Annotated in this window: 5 protein-coding genes; 4 read left to right on the forward strand and 1 reads right to left on the reverse strand. The window is 64.0% G+C overall.

Annotation, left to right across the window (positions count from 1 at the left end; all coding sequences use genetic code 11):
* Positions 1–27 precede the first annotated feature (27 nt).
* From LVW35_RS15335 to LVW35_RS15345, 3 genes are read left to right on the forward strand one after another with little or no spacing between them, the layout of a single operon-like run.
* Positions 28–10,092 (forward strand): non-ribosomal peptide synthetase, encoded by a 10,065-nt coding sequence (locus LVW35_RS15335; RefSeq protein ID WP_233890934.1) that lies wholly within the window; start codon positions 28–30, stop codon positions 10,090–10,092.
* Positions 10,089–13,832: a non-ribosomal peptide synthetase gene (locus LVW35_RS15340; RefSeq protein ID WP_233890935.1), complete on the forward strand. Its 3,744-nt coding sequence runs from the start codon at positions 10,089–10,091 to the stop codon at positions 13,830–13,832. Before LVW35_RS15335 ends, LVW35_RS15340 begins: the two co-directional genes overlap by 4 nt.
* On the forward strand, positions 13,833–15,464 hold the full coding sequence (locus tag LVW35_RS15345; RefSeq protein WP_233890936.1) for a cyclic peptide export ABC transporter: 1,632 nt from the start codon (positions 13,833–13,835) through the stop codon (positions 15,462–15,464).
* Here the strand turns inward: LVW35_RS15345 and fhuF are convergent.
* Entirely contained in the window at positions 15,455–16,111 is a 657-nt protein-coding gene (fhuF, locus tag LVW35_RS15350; protein WP_233896485.1) for a siderophore-iron reductase FhuF, read from the reverse strand. The two genes, LVW35_RS15345 and fhuF, sit on opposite strands and share 10 nt — an antisense overlap.
* 226 nt (positions 16,112–16,337) lie before the next feature.
* On the opposite strand from fhuF, the gene LVW35_RS15355 reads away from it, so the two are divergent.
* A complete protein-coding gene (locus LVW35_RS15355) occupies positions 16,338–18,044 on the forward strand; it encodes an ABC transporter ATP-binding protein/permease (RefSeq protein ID WP_233890937.1) in 1,707 nt (568 codons plus the stop codon).
* Positions 18,045–18,072: the final 28 nt, after the last annotated feature.

Below are 18,072 nucleotides of genomic sequence, written 5' to 3' on the forward strand. Positions count from 1 at the left end.
CAAGCATTTGAAATGGATCGCACAACAATGAACAACATCGAAGACATCTACTCCTTATCGCCGACCCAGCATGGTTTGCTGTTTCACAGCGTGGTCGAGCCGGACTCACGGGTGTATTACCAGCAACTGAGCCTGGAGATGAACGGTCCGGTGCAATTGCCGGCGTTTCGCGCGGCCTGGCAGGCGCTGATGCAACGCCACGCCGTGTTGCGCAGTGCGTTTTTGTGGGAAGACCTCGACGACGCCTATCAGGTGGTGCAAACCGACGTCGGGCTGCCCCTGAGCGAGCTGGACTGGCAAGGCCATGTCGACCCGAAAACCGCGCTGCAGCAATTGGCCCTGGAACAACGCGCACAACCGCTGGAGTTGAATGACTCGCCTCTGATGCGCCTGACCCTGGTGCGCCTGGAACCGCAGCGCTGGCACCTGATCTGGACCTTCCACCACATCATCATGGACGGCTGGAGCGTCGGCATTGCGATCCAGGAATGGCTGGCGCTCTACTACGAACACGCCCATGGCCGCCCGGCCAACCTGGCGCCGACTCGCGCCTATCGCGACTACATCGCCTGGCTGGCGGACCAGGATATGGCTGCCACCGAAGGCTTTTGGCGTAACCAGTTGCAAGACGTCAGCGAACCGACGCCGCTGCCCGATTTCGGCTTGCGCCTGGCTCCCCCGACCGACGCACCGTGCGCCGAACGGGAAAACCGCCTGAGTGCCGACGAAACCGAGCAATTGGCGCAGTTCGCCCGCCGCCATCACCTGACGCTCAATACCCTGATCCAAGGCGCCTGGGCCCTGTTGCTCGGCCAACACGCCGGGCGCGACGACGTGATCTACGGCGTGACCGTGGCCGGGCGCCCGGAAAACCTCGCGGCCGTCGACAGCACGGTCGGCCTGTTCATCAACACCCTGCCCCTGCGTGTGCAGTGGGCCGATAGCCCGGCGCTGGTGGACTGGCTGCAACAGTTGCAGCAAGCCAACAGCGACTTGCGCCACCACGCCTACCTGCCCCTGGGCAAGCTCAAGTCGATGAGCAAGATCGCGGCCGAGCAGGCGTTGTTCGATTCGATCCTGGTGTTCGAAAATTTCCCGGTCACCGATGCGCTCAACCAGGACGCCGGCGGCTTGAGCTTCGCCGACCCGAACCGTGAGCAGGCCACCGATGGCCTGGTCCTGACCCAAGGGCGCAACCATTTCCCGCTGTCGCTGATCGTGGTACCGGGCGAACAGTTGCACTACCTGTTCAGCTACAACCGCAGCCGTTTCAGTGACGCTGAAATCACCCTGCTGTCGGCGCAGTTGCGCAACGTGCTATTGGCCATGGCCGCGCAACCTCAATGCCGTGTGGGCGAACTCGATTGGCTGGGGGCTGACGAACGCCAGCAGTTGCAAGCCCTGGGGTGTGGTACGCCGCTGCTTGTCCCTGAGGCATGCCTGCACCAGCGCTTTGAACAACAGGTCGCCGCCGCCCCGGACCAACCGGCGATTCGCGACCGTGAACGCGTACTCAGTTACACCGAGCTGGACCAGCGCGCCAACCGCCTCAGCCATCACCTGCGCGCCCAAGGCATCGGCCACCACAGCCTGGTCGCCCTCGCCCTGGAGCGCAGCGCCGACTTCGTCATCGCCCTGCTCGCCACGCTCAAGGCGGGTGCCGCCTACCTGCCACTGGACCTGAAACAACCCGCCGGGCGTCTGGCCGATGTGCTGCAAGACAGCCGCGCCGCCCTGCTGATCGGCGCGACAGCTTCGCCCTTGTTGGCACGCCTGGCCGAGCACACGCCGTTGTTGAGCCTGGCCGAACAGGCCGAGGCCATCGCCGCGCAGCCGGTTACCTCGCCCACCGTCGCCCACAGCCTGGATGACGCCGCCTACGTGATCTACACCTCGGGCTCCACCGGCACGCCAAAAGGAGTGGTGGTCGAGCACCGGGCAATCGTCGACTACCTGACAGCGGTGCACAGCGTGCTCAAGCCGCCCGCCGCCGCCTGCTACGGCCTGCTGTCGAGCATTGCCGCCGACCTCGGCCACACCCAACTGTTCGGCGCGCTGTGCGGCGGTGGCAGCCTGTTGTTGGTGGATGACGAAAGCGGCTTCAGCCCATTGGCCCTGGCGGAGCTGTTCAGCCAGCACCCGGTGGACGTGCTGAAAATCACCCCGAGCCATCTGAACGGCCTGTTGCAGGCGCTGCCGGATGCACGTTTGTTGCCCCGGTCGCTGCTGGTGTTTGGCGGCGACGCGCTGCGCCCGGCGCTGCTGGCGCAGGTCAACGGCCTGGCGCCGGGGTTGCGGGTGTTCAACCACTATGGTCCGAGTGAAGCGACGGTCGGCGCAATTGCCACCGAACTCACGCCGGGTCAGCGCAACATTGCCTTGGGCCGACCGCTGCCCAATCGTCAATTGCGGGTGGTGGATGCACAGGGGCGCGAGGTGGCGACAGGGGTGAGCGGTGAGCTGCTGATCGGCGGCGCCCTCGCCCGTGGCTACTTGCACCGTGAAGACCTGAGCGCCGAGCGCTTCCTGCGCGATGAGCAGCAGAACCGCTGGTACCGCACCGGTGACCGCGTGCGCTGGTTGGTGGACGGCCAGCTGGCGTTCCTTGGCCGGGTCGACAGCCAGGTGAAGATTCGTGGCAACCGTCTGGAGTTGGGCGAAGTCGAGGCGCAGATCAGGCGCCTGTCGCCGCTGATCGAACAGGTCGTGGTGCGCGCGCTGGAACTGGACGGCAGCCTGCGCCTGGTCGCCTATCTGGTGGCCAGCCAGTCGCTGTCGGCCCTCAAGCTGCGCAATGACCTCGGCAACCGCGTGCCGGATTACATGGTGCCCGCGCACTTCATCACCCTGGATGAACTGCCCCTGACCCGTAATGGCAAGGTCGATGCGCAGCGCCTGCCGCTGCCACCCACCACCGGCGATGACAGCGCCTCCCATGTCGCCCCGCGCAATGAAGTAGAAACGTTGCTGGCGGCGATCTGGCAAGACGTGCTCAAACGCGAACAGATCGGCGTGCACGATAACTTCTTCGCCATCGGCGGTGATTCGATCCTCAACCTGCAAATCATCGCGCGGGCCAACCAGCAAGGGCTCAAGCTCACGCCACGGCAGCTGTTCGAGAACCGCACCATCGCCGATATCGCCCGTGTACTGGGCGCCGACGCCAGCCATGCCATGGCCGAACAGCTTGCAGATGGCTATGCGTTGCCCCTGAGCGCCGGCCAACGCGCACGCCTGGAACAAGGCCCATTGACCGCCACATGGCGTTGCGTGGCACTGGCGCAACCGCTCGATCGCGACCAGCTCAGCCAGGCCCTTGGCGCCTTGCAACAGCATCACCAGGCGCTGCGCCTCGCGTTCGACGCGGACGGGCAACAGCGGGTGCTGGTCGCCCCCAAAGCGGCCGCGATCACGTCTGGCGACTACCACCCGGCGCACCTGCACGCGCTAGCCCAGGCTGGGGTCGACACGCTTGACCTGCAGGCAGGTCAAAGTCTGTATGCCAGCCTGCTCGGCGAGCACCTGTTATTGGCCGCGCACCCGCTGTGCGTGGATGAGACCTCCTGGTCGTTGCTGCTGACGGACCTCAATCTGGCGCTGGCACAACTACGCTTGCACAGGCCGGTGCGACTGTCCTACACCGGTGGCAACTTCACCCAATGGACACGCCATCAGCAAGCGCATGCCGGGAGCGATGCCCTCGACGCTGCTTGGGAACACTGGCTGCAATACGCCGGGCTGGACACGCTGCAACTGCCTGACAGCCAGCAGCCGAGCAATGTGGTCGAGCAGAGCCTGAGCGCCGCGACCTCCAGCGAACTGAAGCGCCTTACCAACGTGCTGCACCTGGACTGGAACTGTCTGCTGGCCACTGCCGTGGCCGAACAGTGCGGGGACGGCCTGTTGGCGTTGGACCTGTACGCCGCACGCCCCGCCACCGAACGCCTGCCAGTGGCTGCGCCCCTGGTATTTGCCGACCTTGAGCCAACACTGATTGTCGGTGCGTTGGACCTGGCAGTACCGGTGTTCCTGCAAGCCGCCGGCACTACTGCGCTGCAACGCCTGCAATCGGTGGCTGCCCAACTGCGCGCCTACCCGCAACACGGCGCTGACTATGGTGCCCTGCGCTATCTGTCGGACAACACCTACCTGCAAGACCCCCTGCGCGGTTTGCCGGCGGCACCGATTGCCGTCCATTGGCGCGGCGATTTCGACAGCCACCGTGAACCGCGCGGCCTGCTGGAGCACATCACCGACGCCAATACGCCGGTGGCCTCGCCCCATGCCTTGCGCATCGATGCGCATTGGCAGCACGACCAACTGCACCTGCGTGTCGAAGGCGCGCTGGCCGCCGACTGGGCACCGCAACTGGCCGAACGCCTCAACGCCCTGGCGGCCCTGCTCGCCGAGCCTGACCTGCGCCCCGCCAGCGAAGCCTTCCCGCTTTGCCATAAGCAGGCTGCAACCCTCGCTGCCGAACCGCTGGATTGGCCGAACCTTGAAGACGTCTACCCGCTGTCGTCGATGCAACAAGGCATGCTGCTACACACACTGCTGCAACCCCACAGCGGCATCTACCTGATGCAACAGCGCTACAGCTGGGACGGCGTATTGCAACGCCCGGCCATGGAAGCCGCCTGGCAACTGTTTCTCGACCGCCACCCGATGATGCGCACCGCGTTCTGGTGGCAGGACGACCACGAACCGCTGCAATGCGTGTATCGCAAGACCGCCCCGGCGTTCGACTGGCAAGACTTGCGTCACCTGGATGACGCACAGCAGCGCCAAGCCATGGACCAGGCCCTGGAAGCCCAGCGCGTGCAGGGTTTCGACATGAGCAGCGCGCCCTTGACCCACCTGCGGGTGTTCCAGCTCGATGAGCAGCGGTTTGCGGTGGTGCGCAGCTTCCACCATATCCTCACCGATGCCTGGTGCTTCGGCTTGCTGATGGAAGACCTGCTGGCGATCTATCAGGCCGTCGTGCGCCAGGAACCGGTGGCGCGCCCACGCTTACGTTCGTTCCGTGGCTACATGAGCTGGCTGGAGCGCCAGGACATGGCGGCCGCGCACGCCTTCTGGCAAGCCGACCTGGCTGGTTTCAACGAGCCTACACCGCTGCATGTGGACAGTGCCCTCGCCCGCCCGGAGCAAGCGCCGGAACAGGTCGGCGACGTCGACCAGACCCTGAGCATCAGCCAGACCCAACGTTTGCAGCAACTGTGCCAGCAGTACCAACTGACGCCCAACACCTGGATCCAGGGCGCCTGGGCACTGCTGCTGTCACGTTACAGCGGCAACCGCGATGTGCTGTTCGGCGTCACCGTGGCCGGTCGCCCCACCGATCTGGCGGGGGTGGAGGAAATGGTCGGCCTGTTCATCAACAGCCTGCCCCTGCGCATCGATGTCGATCCTCAAGCGCCAGTCGGGGCTTGGCTGCAAGCCCTGCTGTCGCACAACGCACGTCTGCGTGAGCACGAAAGCGCATCGCTGGTGGATATCCAGCGCAGCAGCAACGTGCCGCGCGGCCAGCCGTTGTTCGACAGCCTGGTGGTGTTCGAAAACGCACCGTTGGATATCAGCAGCGTGCAACTGGATGCCTTCAGTATCGATATCTATGAAGATCGGGTGCACACCAACTTCCCGATGACGGTGGTGCTGTACCCCGGTGATCGCCTGGGCATTCGCCTGTCCTATGACAGCCAGCGCTTCAGCACCGACACGGTGCAGCGCATGCTCGGGCACCTGGTGCAACTGCTGTCGAGCATGCTGGACGCGCCGGACGCGCCACTGGGCACGCTGCACATGCTGTCGGCCAGCGAACGCGAGCAACTGCAAGTGGTGTGGAACCGCAGCGAGGTCGATTTCCCGCTGGCTCAAGGCTACGCCGCGCTGTTCGCCGAACAGGTGCGCCGCCGGCCACAACAGATTGCTGCGGTGCACCTGCACGAAACCTTGACCTACGCCGAGCTGGACCGTCGCGCCAACGCCGTCGCCCACGCCTTGCAAGCTGCCGGCGCAGGCCCGGAAACCCTGGTGGCGCTGTTCGCCGAACGTGGCCTGGCGCTGCTGACTCTGATGGTCGGTACACTCAAGGCCGGGGCCGCCTTCCAGGCGCTGGACATCCAGCAGCCGGCCACACGCCTGGCCGAACTGCTGAGCTTGGGTGAAGCGCCACTGCTGCTGGTATGCGAGAACGCCACCGCCGTGCTCGATGGCGTGCTGCCGCAGCTCCTCAGGCAGCCAAGATGCCTGGTCGCCCAGACACTGTGGCAAGGCGAGGTCAAGCCGGCGGTCGACTACGTTCACACCCCCGATCAGTTGGCCTACGTGATTTTCACCTCTGGCTCCACCGGCACGCCAAAAGGTGTAATGGTTGAACAGCGCGGCATGCTCAATAACATCTTCGGCAAAGTCCCGGCCCTGGGCCTGGGTGAACATGACCGCATCGCACAGACCGCTTCGCCGGCGTTCGATATTTGCGTGTGGCAGTTCCTCGCGGCACCGCTGGTGGGCGCCTGTGTGCACATCCTGCCGGACGCCCAGGCCCATGACCCGCTGGCCTTGCTCGATGCGGTCCAGGCGCAGCAGTTGACCCTGCTGGAAACCGTGCCGTCGCTGATCCGTGGCATGCTCCAGGAGGTGCGTGCACACGACCACCTGGCCAGCCTGCGTTGGCTGCTGCCCACCGGCGAGGCACTGCCGCCGACCCTGGCACAGGATTGGTTCGCGCGCTTCCCGTCGATCCCGTTGATGAACGCCTACGGCCCCGCCGAGTGTTCGGATGACGTGGCGTTCTACCCGATCACCGAGGCGCCGAGCGACGACTGCCTGCACATGCCCATTGGCCGCCCGACGGCCAACAACCAGGTGTTTGTCCTGGATGCAGACCTGCGCTGCGTGCCGATCGGCGTGCCGGGCGAACTGTGCATTGGTGGTGTCGGTGTCGGGCGTGGTTACCTGGGCGACCCGCAACGCACCCGCGAAGCCTTTGTGGCGCATCCGTTCCAGCCGGGCGAGCGTCTGTACCGCAGCGGTGATATCGGCCGCCTGCGCGCCGATGGGGTGATTGAATACCTCGGCCGCCGCGATCAGCAGGTGAAGATCCGTGGTTATCGTATCGAACTGGGCGAAATCGAAAATCGCCTGATGCAGCATCCGGCCGTCGACAGCGCGGCGGTATTGGCGTTGCCCGATGCCCGTGGCGCGTTGCAACTGGTGGCCTGGTATGTCCTCGATGCTGCCGCCGACCTCGGCGGGCAAACCGCGCAACCGCTACTCACCGCGTATCTGGAGCGGCAACTGGCGAGCTATATGGTGCCGGCGCGCTGGCTGGCACTGACGCAACTGCCGCTGAACGCGAACGGCAAGGTCGACCGGCGCGCGCTGGCGGCGCTGGATGTGCCGCAGGCCGAACAGGCTCAAGGCGTGGCGGTCGCGCCGCGTACGGCGACGGAAAAAGTCCTCGTCGAGCTGTGGCAGGACCTTCTCGGCGTGGCCGACGTCGGTGTGCACGACGACTTCTTCGCCATCGGCGGGCATTCGTTGCTGGCCACACAGATGCTCTCGCGCATTCGCCGCCGCTTGAACGTCAGCCTGCCGCTGCGCACCTTGTTCGAAGGCGGCACCCTGGAGCAACTGGCGCGGGCGGTCGATCAGCAGGCCCAGGTGCCGGACGACAACGAGATCGTGCCGGTGCCGCGCAACCAGACGCTGGCGTTGTCGTACGCCCAGCAACGGCTGTGGTTCCTCGACCGCTTCGAAGGGCCGAATGCGGCCTACAACATGTCCAGCGTGGTGCGCTTGCGTGGCGCGCTCGACATCGCGGCCTTGCAACAGGCGTTGCAGCGTGTGCTGGAGCGGCATGAAGCGCTGCGCACCACCTTCCACTTGAAAGGCGAGCAGCCGTGCCAGGTCATCAACGAAGCACCGAACCTTGACCTCACACCGGTCGACGTCGAGTCCCACGCCCTGCAAAGCGTGATTGACCGGCAGGCGGCGCAGCCGTTCGACCTGCAACAGGCGCCGATGCTGCGCGCCCATCTGCTTCGCCTGGGTACGGAGGATCACGTGCTGCAACTGGTATTGCACCATATCGCCACCGACGCGTGGTCCATGGGCATCCTGATCCAGGAACTGATCACCGGCTACCAGGCCTACGCCAGCGGCATGAGCCCCACCCTCCCGGCGCTGCCGATCCAGTACGCCGATTACGCCCAGTGGCAACGCAGCGAACCCCAACAACGCCAGTTGGCGCGGGCGATTGACTATTGGCGGCGTCAGCTCGACGGCGCACCGACCTTGATCGCATTGCCGCTGGATGCGCCGCGTCCGACGCAGCCGGATTACCAGGGTGCGGCGCTGACCCAGCAGTTCAGCCCGGCACACACCCAGGTGCTCAAGGCGTACGCGCAACAGCACAAGGCCACGTTGTTCATGGTGTTGCTCAATGCCTTCAACAGCCTCTTGCAGCGGGCGACCGGTGCGAACGACTTTATCGTCGGCACCGACCTGGCCAACCGCGAGCAATCGGCGCTGGAGCCGTTGATCGGCTTCTTCGTCAACGTGCTGCCGATTCGCGCACGCCTTGATGACAACGACACCTTTGATAGCCGCCTGAAACGCCTGCGCGAGGACTGCCTGGCAGCCTTCCAGCACCAGCAGGTGCCGTTCGACAAGCTGGTCGAGACGTTGCAACCGCCACGTACGCCTGGCGTCAACCCGCTGGTGCAGGTGTTGTTCGTGATGCAGAACACGCCGCAGGGCACGGCCGGCTTGTCGGGCCTGGCGGTGGAACACCTGGCGCCGCAGCAGGAAACCAGCAAATTCGACCTCGCGGTGTTTGTCGAGGAAGACGAGAACGGCCTGACTGTGCGCTGGGTCTATCGCACCAGCGTGTTGAGCGCCCAGACCCTGGCTGATCTTGAGCAAGGTTTCCAGGCCCTGCTGGACAACCTCAACCTGCAAGACTGGCCGTGGCGCCTGGCGGGCGACACCCAACCTGAACCCGTTGCAACCGACGACGCCCAGGCACGCAGCGCGCGCAAGCTGTCGAAAATGAGCAAGCTGAAAACCACCCGCGCCACCGCTGTGAGCCAACTGGCCCACGAACAGGTGCGCACACGGACCTTGAGCGACGGCCAACCCCTGCCCCTGGTGATCGAACCGCTGCTCGCCGACTTGGATCCGGTGCATTGGGCTGTACAGGCTCGCGAATGGATCAATGTGCAACTGCGCACCCATGGCGGTCTGTTGTTCCGTGGCTTCAACTTGCCGGACGCGAGCGCCTTCGAGCAGTTCGCCCAGGCCATCGAGCCGGACTTGTACGGCACCTACGGCGACCTGCCGAAGAATAAATCCGGCAAGAACATCTACCACTCCACGCCGTACCCGGAACAACACATGATTCTGTTCCACAACGAGAGCTCGCACCTGCCGCAATGGCCACGCAAGCAGTGGTTCTTCTGCGAGATCCCCGCACCACGCGGTGGTTGCACGCCGATCGTCGATTGCCGCCAGGTGCTGGCGCAGTTGCCGCCGGCCATCGTCGAGCGTTTCAAAGCGTTGGGCCTGCTGTATGTGCGGCACTTCACCGACAAGCTGGATGTGCGCTGGCAGGACTTCTTCAAGACCGAGCAACGCGAAGAGGTCGAACGCCAATGCTTGCTATCGGGCATGCAGTGGGAATGGCTGGGAGCCGACAACCTGAAGATTGCCCAGCACTGCCCGGCGATCGTCGCGCACCCGGATACCGGTGAGGCGTCGTTCTTCAACCAGGTGCAACTGCATCACAGCGCTTGCCTGGAAGCGCAGGTGCGCAGCAACCTGATCAACCTGTTTGGCGCCGGCAACCTGCCGCGCAATGTGTATTACGGCGATGGCAGCGTGATCGAGGATGCAGTGATGGACGTGATCGGTGCGGCGTACGAGGCCTGTGCGGTGCGCTTCGACTGGCAAAAAGGCGACATGGTGATGCTCGACAATATGCTGGTGGCGCATGCCCGCGACCCGTTTGAAGGCGAACGCAGAATCTGCGTCGCCATGGGCCAGATGATGAATCGCGATCAATTGCAGCGCACGCAGGAGCCGGTATGAGCAACTACGAAGCAGCGTTCGCCCTCTCGCCACAACAACGCAGCCAATGGCTGGCGAATGCGCCACCGGCACGCTTGATCCTGCAAGTGCACGGCGCCGCCGCGCTGGCACAGCTGCATGAACGGCTGGCGGCGCTGGGCGCCGTGCACGATGCGCTGCGCCTGCAAACCCGACCTGAACCCGGGTTGCAAGTGCCGTTGCAAGTCGTCGCGGTGACTGACACCGTCAGTGTCGATGTGCATCCGCTGGTGGAAGAGGTGTATCGGGTCACCTTGCAATTACCCGCCCTGGCTGCCGACCGTGGGACGCTGCTGCGCCTGGCGAAAGCCCTGGGTACGGCGCAGGTACCTGTACCTGACAACGAGGCCATGACCTACACCCAATACAGCGCATGGATTCACGACTTGCAGGCGGATGAAGACGCGGCGCAAGGTCGGCAATACTGGGCTAGCCTGGCGCTGGGCGAGCACGCCGGTACCGAGTTGCTGTACCGCGAGGCACGCAACAATCAGGCCGCTACGCCGCTGACCACCAGGGTCATGCTCGATCCTGCCTTGAGCGCCGCGCTGCAACGTCATGCCGCGCCTGCCGAGCAGCTGCTGATGACCGCCTGGGGCGTGTTGTTACAGCGCTTGAGCGCCAATGACTGTGCGGCCCTCACCCTGAACTGGGTGCACGACTGCCGTGACGACTATGAAGAGCTCGCCGACTGCTGGGGCCTGTTCGCCAAGGCCCTGCCGCTGCCGTGGCAACCGGCTGTCGAGCGGTCATTCACCCAGGCACTGGCGACGCTGCAAGTGCTCTGCGAACAGGCGAGCGAATGGCAGGAATACTCGCCGCCGGTTGAGGCCACGCCTTATGGTTTTCAGTGGAGCCCTGGGTTCGACCGTGCAGACAGCTCGTTCAAGGTGCTGGAGATCGACGCCATCCCCGCTGGCATGGAACTGCTGCTGGTGGCCGAACAGGACGCTGACGGTTATCGCCTGACGCTATGCCATCAAGCCCGACACTACAGCATCCAGGCCGCGCAGACCTTGCTGGAGCAAGTGCAGTCGCTGCTGCTCGACGCCCTCACCCACCCCGCCAAGCCCCTGGCCGAGTTATCGCTGCACGTACGGGGCTTTGCGGCAACGCTGGCGGCTCGTCAACAGCAGGTCGCACCACCCTTTGCCAGCGTACCGGCGCGTTTCAACGCCTGTGCCGCCAGCTTTGCTGAACACCTGGCGTTGCGCGACCCCGTCCAGCACCTGAGCTACGCCGAACTGCATGCGCGCAGCAACCAGTTGGCGCATTACCTGATGGCCCAGGGTATCGGCCGCGAAGATCGCGTGGCCTTGTACCTGGACCGTTCGGCGCAGATGGTCTTGGCGATGCTCGCCGTGCTCAAGAGCGGCGCGGCGTTTGTACCGCTGGACGTGCACCAGCCCGCACAACGCTCCCTGGCGATCCTGCAACAGGCGCAGCCGCGCCTGGTGTTCACCGGAGCCGCCGGCGACGCACCTGCGCTGGCATCGATGGGCAGCCTTGATATTCGCGACACCGCCGTTTGGCAGCAGGCCCCCATGAGCGACGTTGCCCATGACATCCAGCCCGGGGATGCCGCCTACGTGCTGTTCACCTCAGGCAGCACCGGCGTGCCGAAAGGCGTGATCGTTGAACATGCGCAACTGGCAAGTTACGTGTCGAGCGTGTCCTCGCGCCTGCACCTGCAAGCCGGTGAACGCAGTGCCGTGGTCACCTCGCTGGCAGCGGACCTGGGTTATACCCTGCTGTTCCCGGCGCTGCTGAGCGGCGGCGAACTGCACGTCATCGACAAGGACACCGCCATGGATGCCCAGGCTTGGGTCGCGTGGCAGGCGCAGTACCCCGTCGATCATTTGAAAATCGTCCCGTCGTTGCTCGACGCCTGGCTGATCCACACGCAAAGCGCCGCCGTGCTGCCGCGCAAGCAACTGATCCTCGGCGGCGAGACCTGTTCGCGGCGCCTGTTGCAATCGATCTGCGCGTTCGCACCGGCACTTACGTTGTTCAACCACTACGGGCCGACCGAAACCACCGTTGGGGTGGTGATGCACAAGGTCGATCCGGCCTATGACTACCGGCGCCTGCCCTTGGACGACCGCCTCGATGGCATGCGCCTGTATCTGCTCGACGAGCAGCAACAACTGGCCGCACCTGGGCAAAACGCCGAACTGTATATCGCCGGCCCGCAGTTGGCGCGCGGCTACCTTGATGCGCAACACAACGCTGGGCGCTTTATCCAGTGCAATGGCGAGCGCCTGTACCGTACCGGTGACCGTGCGCGCTATCGGCATGACGCCAGCCTGGAAATCACTGGGCGCACCGATCGCCAGGTCAAGGTGCGTGGGTTCCGCGTCGAGCTCGACGAGATCCAGGCCCAGTTGGCCAGCCTGCCGGGCGTGGCCCAGGCGGCTGTGGAGTGCCTGCCTAAAGGTGAGCTGGGCCAGCAACTGTTTGCGTTCCTGACCCTGGCGCCAGGCCACACGGCGACGGTGGCGCAACTGCATGGCCAGGCGCAGGACCGCCTGCCGGATTACATGCTGCCGACTGTGCGTATCGTTGAAGCGCTGCCGTTGATGGGCAATGGCAAGCTCGACCGCAAGACCCTGCAGCAATTGGCTGACAAGGTTCTCGACAACGTTGGCGGCGCTCTGCCACGCACGCCCTTGGAGGCGTTGCTGGCCGGTGTCTGGGCGCAGGTGCTGGGCCTGGAACGGGTGGGGATCGAGGATGACTTCTTCGCCCTGGGCGGGCACTCGCTGGCGGCAGTGAGCCTGGCGAGCCGCCTGCAGACGGTACTGTCGGCGCCGGTCACGGTGAATGCGGTGTTCAATGCGCCAAGCGTGGCGGCGTTTGCAGCACTGGTGCAGGCGCAGTTCACGTTGTCGCCGCTGGTGCGGCTGTCGGCGGCGGGACCGGGTTTGAACCTGTTCTGCTTCCACCCGTCCACTGGCCATGTGCAGGATTACCGCGCGCTGCTGCCCCATCTGGCGAACTGGCAAGTGTGGGGCTTGCAGGCGGCGTATCTGGGTGACGACAGCACGGCACTCGACGGCAGTATCGATAGCCTCGCGGCACTGTATGTCGAGCAACTGCGCCAGCAGCAACCCCACGGCCCGTATCATTTGCTGGGGTTTTCCCTCGGTGGGCTGCTGGCGATCACCGCAGCGGCGCAGCTGGAAAAGTGCGGCGAACAAGTAGCGTTTCTCGGCATCCTCGACTCGCAATACCAGCGGCAGGCCGAGGAAGACAGCGTCGAGGCGTTGCTGGACTCGGCCGCGCAGGTGCTCACCGTGGACAGCCAGGCGCGGCTGCGCAATTTGCCGGCGCCGGTATCCACCGCGTTGATCGCACGATTGGCTACACTGCCCCCCGCCGAGCGCCTGCCTGCCCTGGCGCAATGGGCACACCAGCAAGGCCTGCAACTGGAGGGCGACAGCTGGGAACACCTGCACACACGCCTCGGTTACCAGCAACATACGCAGCAGTTGCTCGCCAGCTTCCAGCCGCCACGGCTAAGCTGCCCGGTGCATATCTGGTGGGCCGATACCACGCTGCAAGCAGCGGATTTTACCGACCCGCAGTGGGAACAGCTCAGCAGCGGGCCGTGGGTCCGCGACGTGGTGCAGGCGCAACACTTGAACCTCCTGGAACAACCCACGATGCATCAACAATTGGTCGCCGGCCTCGCGGCCCTGGCGACAGACGGAGCGGTTTGAATGGATTTGCTGATTCTCATGGCCAAGCGCTCATGGCGCGCCCTGTTGGTGGCGACGCTGACCGGCCTGGCCTGCGGGCTTGCGGCAGCAGGGTTGATCGCGATGATCAACCACAGCCTCACGGTGTTCGACCAACTGCGCCCGATTGACGGCCTGTACTTCGGTGGCTTGGTGCTGTTGGTGGCGGTGTCGCGGATTATTTCCGATATCAGCCTGCTGCGCCTGGGCCAGGCGGCGGTCAACGATATGCGCCTGCACCTGAGCGCCAAGCTGATCGACACGCCCTATGCGCAATTGCAGCGCCTGGGCAAACACCGGTTGCTGGCGATGTTGACCGATGACACGCAAACCATCAGCCAGGCGGTGGAGCTGGTGCCGATCCTGCTGGTCAACGGCGGGATCATCATCGCTTGCCTGGGTTACCTGGGGTGGCTGAGCTTGCCGTTGCTGGGCTTGACGGTGTTGCTGATCGTGCTCGGCAGCCTGAGTTTCAACTGGCCGCAACACCGGGCGCTGACGTCGATCTCGCGCGCGCGCGAACTCAAGGACCAGCTGTTCGAGCACTACCGCTTGCTGACCGACGGCAGCAAGGAGCTGCAGCTCAATCACCCGCGTCGCCAGCACTTCTTCACGCGCCAGCTGCTGCCGGTCAGCCAGCAATACCGTCGCGACTTCGTGCGTGGCATGAGCATCTATGCCGTGGTGCTGAACTGGGGCAACGCGGTGTTCTATCTGCTGATCGGTATGGTGCTGTTTGCCGCGCCACACTTTATCGAGTTGAGCGTGAGCCTGGTCACCGGCTATATCCTCGCGATTCTGTACATGATCACTCCACTCTCGGAGTTGATGCACGCCCTGCCGACCCTGGGCCGCGCCAGCGTGGCGTTGAACAAGATCCGCGCTCTGGAAGGCGAAATGCAGGGTGCCAGCGAAACCCTGGAAACCTTCGCTCCGACCCAGGTACGCAGCCTGGTATGCCGCGATGTGACCCACACCTACTACCGCGAACGCGAAGACGGCCACTTCACCCTCGGGCCCATCAACGTCACCTTGAAGGCGAGCGAGACGGTGTTCATCACCGGCGGCAATGGCAGCGGCAAGACCACTCTGGCATTGTTGCTGACCGGCCTGTATCGACCGGAAAGCGGTGACGTGATGCTTGACGAGCAGGTGTCGTCCAGCCAAGACAACCACCATTTCCGACAGCACTTCTCGGCGATCTTTACCGACTTCTGCCTGTTCGAAAACCTGTTCGACGGCGACGATCCGCAGTTGGTGCAGCAGGCCCAGGATTACCTGGTGCACCTGCAATTGGATCACAAGGTGCAAATCGACCAGGGCCGCCTGACCACGTTGGCGCTGTCCACCGGGCAACGTAAGCGCCTGGCGCTACTCAGCGCTTATCTGGATGATCGTCCGTGCTACCTGTTCGATGAATGGGCAGCCGACCAGGACCCGATGTTCAAGCACTTCTTCTACACGCGCATCCTTACGGACCTGCGCGCGCGCGGCAAACTGGTGATTGTGATTTCCCACGACGATGCCTATTTCGGCCTTGCCGATCGCTTGTTGCGCATCGAGCATGGGCGCCTGAGCGAAGCACCGTTGACGGCCAGTGCCGCTCAGTCGTAGAGGGAGTGCAGGTAGCTGACCTGCTCCGCCAGGGGCAGGCGGTGCAGTTTGGGGCAGGATTCGCACAGTACCAGCGGCTCGCCCTCGACCAGCGGGTGCAGTTGATAATGCAGGCAACAATGGCGACGCAACGGCAGGCGCGGGCAAATGTCTGGTGCGGGCGACGGCACCTGGCGTTGCAGGCCGCGCAACTTCAAGCGTCCGTGGTTGACGCTGACCGGCTCCAGCCAGCGGTGCACTTCGGCAAAGCCTGGGCGGGACAGGTCGGGGTCGAACCGGTCGAACGCGCCGTCCCAGATCGCGACGAAATTACCCCACAGGATCTTTGGCGCCAGGCCACCGGCCGCCGCCAGGGTGGCGAACAACGGTGCCAGGTGCTCGTGCAACCAGCGCGATAGGTAGAGGTCGTGTTCGGGTGGCGTGAGTGGCGGCAAGCCGCTGGCGAAGTGCAACGCCAAGGGCTGCCCGGCATCCAGGCGCAACACGCTGTCATCCGTCCAGAAGTCGATTGCCTGTTGGCGCGTAAGCACGCAGGCCAAGGTCGCCGGCACCACGATGCTCATGTAGTTCATCGACCACTGCGACACCACCGCCGGTTTGTTGATGCCGGGATAGCGCAAGGCAAATTCGGCCAGCACGGGCTCCAGTAAAGCAGGCTCGGCGACGCGGCTCAACGGGAGGAAGGGCTGGTCATTCGACTCAAGCTGGATGACCCGTTGTATGGGGGGCCATGCCTGCTTGAGCCAGTCTGGAAATTCGATAACGGGACTCCTGTCGCTTTCCCTTATGAATGCAAGCGATTAGCATTGGCAGATCCTATCCTCCCTATCCTGCAAACTCAACGTCGCCAGCGACCGGACCTCTTCAGCCCCCATGCATACACTTCGCACTTTCTGGCGCCTGGCACGGCCTTTCTGGACCTCCGAACAGAAATACCCGGCCCTGCTGTTGCTGCTGGCCACGGTGGCGATGAACCTGTGCCTGGTGGGTGTCAATATCCTCAATAACTTCTGGAACCTGCATTTTTATAATGCACTGCAGGAAAAGGACTACCCGGGCTTCCTGCTGGGCGGCCTGCAATTCATCCTGCTCCAGATCGGCCTGGCGGCCTTTACCGTCGGCGCGTTTCACTTTCAGCAGAAACTGACCTTGCTGTGGCGGCGCTGGTCGACGCGCAACCTGCTCGCGCAATGGCTCGACAGCCAGCGCTACCAGAAGCTGAAACTGACCGAGACCGAGGTAGACAACCCCGACCAGCGCATCGCCGAAGATATCGACCTGTTTATCATCAAGTCGCTGAAGCTGAGCCTGGGGCTGCTGACGGCGGTGGTGTCGCTGTTTTCATTCCTGAATATTCTCTGGCAGGCTTCGGGCCTGGTCCGCATTCCATGGGGCGATGAAGGCCTGGTGATTCCTGGGCTGCTGGTGTGGGTGGCGTTGCTCTACGCGTTGCTGGGCACCGGTTTCGCCTTCTGGCTCGGCCGCGCCCTGCCCCATCTGAACTTCATGCAGCAGCGGCGCGAGGCCGATTTCCGCTTCTCATTGATGCGCCTGCGGGAGAACGCCGATTCGGTCGCCCAGTACCGGGGCGAGGCCGTGGAAAGCCAGCGCTTCAATCAGCGCCTGGAAGCGGCCTTGCAGAACTTCTGGGTCCTGGTGAAAAAACAGAAGCTGATCATGGGGTACTCGACCTTCTACCTGCGCAGTGCCACGGTGATTCCGATGTTTATCATGGCCCCGCAGTTTTTCGCCGGGGCCTTCACCCTTGGTCGTCTCACCCAGATCAGCGCGGCGTTTGGCGAAGTACATGCCGCCGTGGCCTATCTGGTTGGCGTATTCCCGGAATTGGCCGAATGGAAGTCGGTAGTTGATCGCCTGGATGGTTTCCAGAAACGCCTGGATAACGTCAAGGTCGACTCCGACGTGGTACTGACGCAACGGTCCGATGGTCTGCACATTCGCAACCTGGCCATCTGGCTGCCTGATGGGCGACAACTGTTTGAAGGTTTCAACCTGACGCTCAAGCCGGGCGACAGCCTGCTGATCAAGGCTCCCTCGGGGTACGGCAAGTCCACGCTGATTCGCGCCGTCACCGGCCTCTGGCACCATGCTTCAGGCTCCGTTGCCTATGACCGCGACCGCGCCCTCACCCTCTCGCAAAAAACCTATCTGCCCCTGGGCAGCTTGCGCGAGACGCTGTGGTACCCCCACCCAGCCCATGAGGAACAGGATGCCGTGTTGCAGCAGATCATGCGGCAAGTCGGCCTGGACCACCTGGATACCCACCTGGCCCAGGAACGCGACTGGGCGCAAACCCTGAGCCTCGGCGAACAGCAGCGCTGTGCCTTCGTACGCGCACTCCTGGCTCGCCCCGCGGTGCTGTTTCTAGACGAGAGCAGCGCCGCGATGGATGCAGCCAATGAGGCGCGTTGTTACCAGCTAATCAAGGACATGCTGCCGGATACGATCCTGATCAGCGTCGGCCACCACGCCTCACTGGAGCGCTTTCATGGCCAGGTCCTGGAATTGCAAGATGAGGTGGAATGGGTGCACTCCTCATTCAGGCAACGGGGAAGTTGAAGCTCGCAATGTCTATTGTTTAGGTTTC

It is taken from the genome of Pseudomonas sp. HN11 (assembly GCF_021390155.1).
Taxonomy (GTDB): domain Bacteria; phylum Pseudomonadota; class Gammaproteobacteria; order Pseudomonadales; family Pseudomonadaceae; genus Aquipseudomonas.

Bases quoted from the DNA above. Each gene is read 5' to 3' on its own strand.
- LVW35_RS15340 (WP_233890935.1), top strand. From the start codon at position 10,089: ATGAGCAACTACGAAGCAGCGTTCGCCCTCTCGCCACAACAACGCAGC.
- LVW35_RS15355 (WP_233890937.1), top strand. From the start codon at position 16,338: ATGCATACACTTCGCACTTTCTGGCGCCTGGCACGGCCTTTCTGGACC.
- LVW35_RS15345 (WP_233890936.1), top strand. From the start codon at position 13,833: ATGGATTTGCTGATTCTCATGGCCAAGCGCTCATGGCGCGCCCTGTTG.
- LVW35_RS15335 (WP_233890934.1), top strand. From the start codon at position 28: ATGAACAACATCGAAGACATCTACTCCTTATCGCCGACCCAGCATGGT.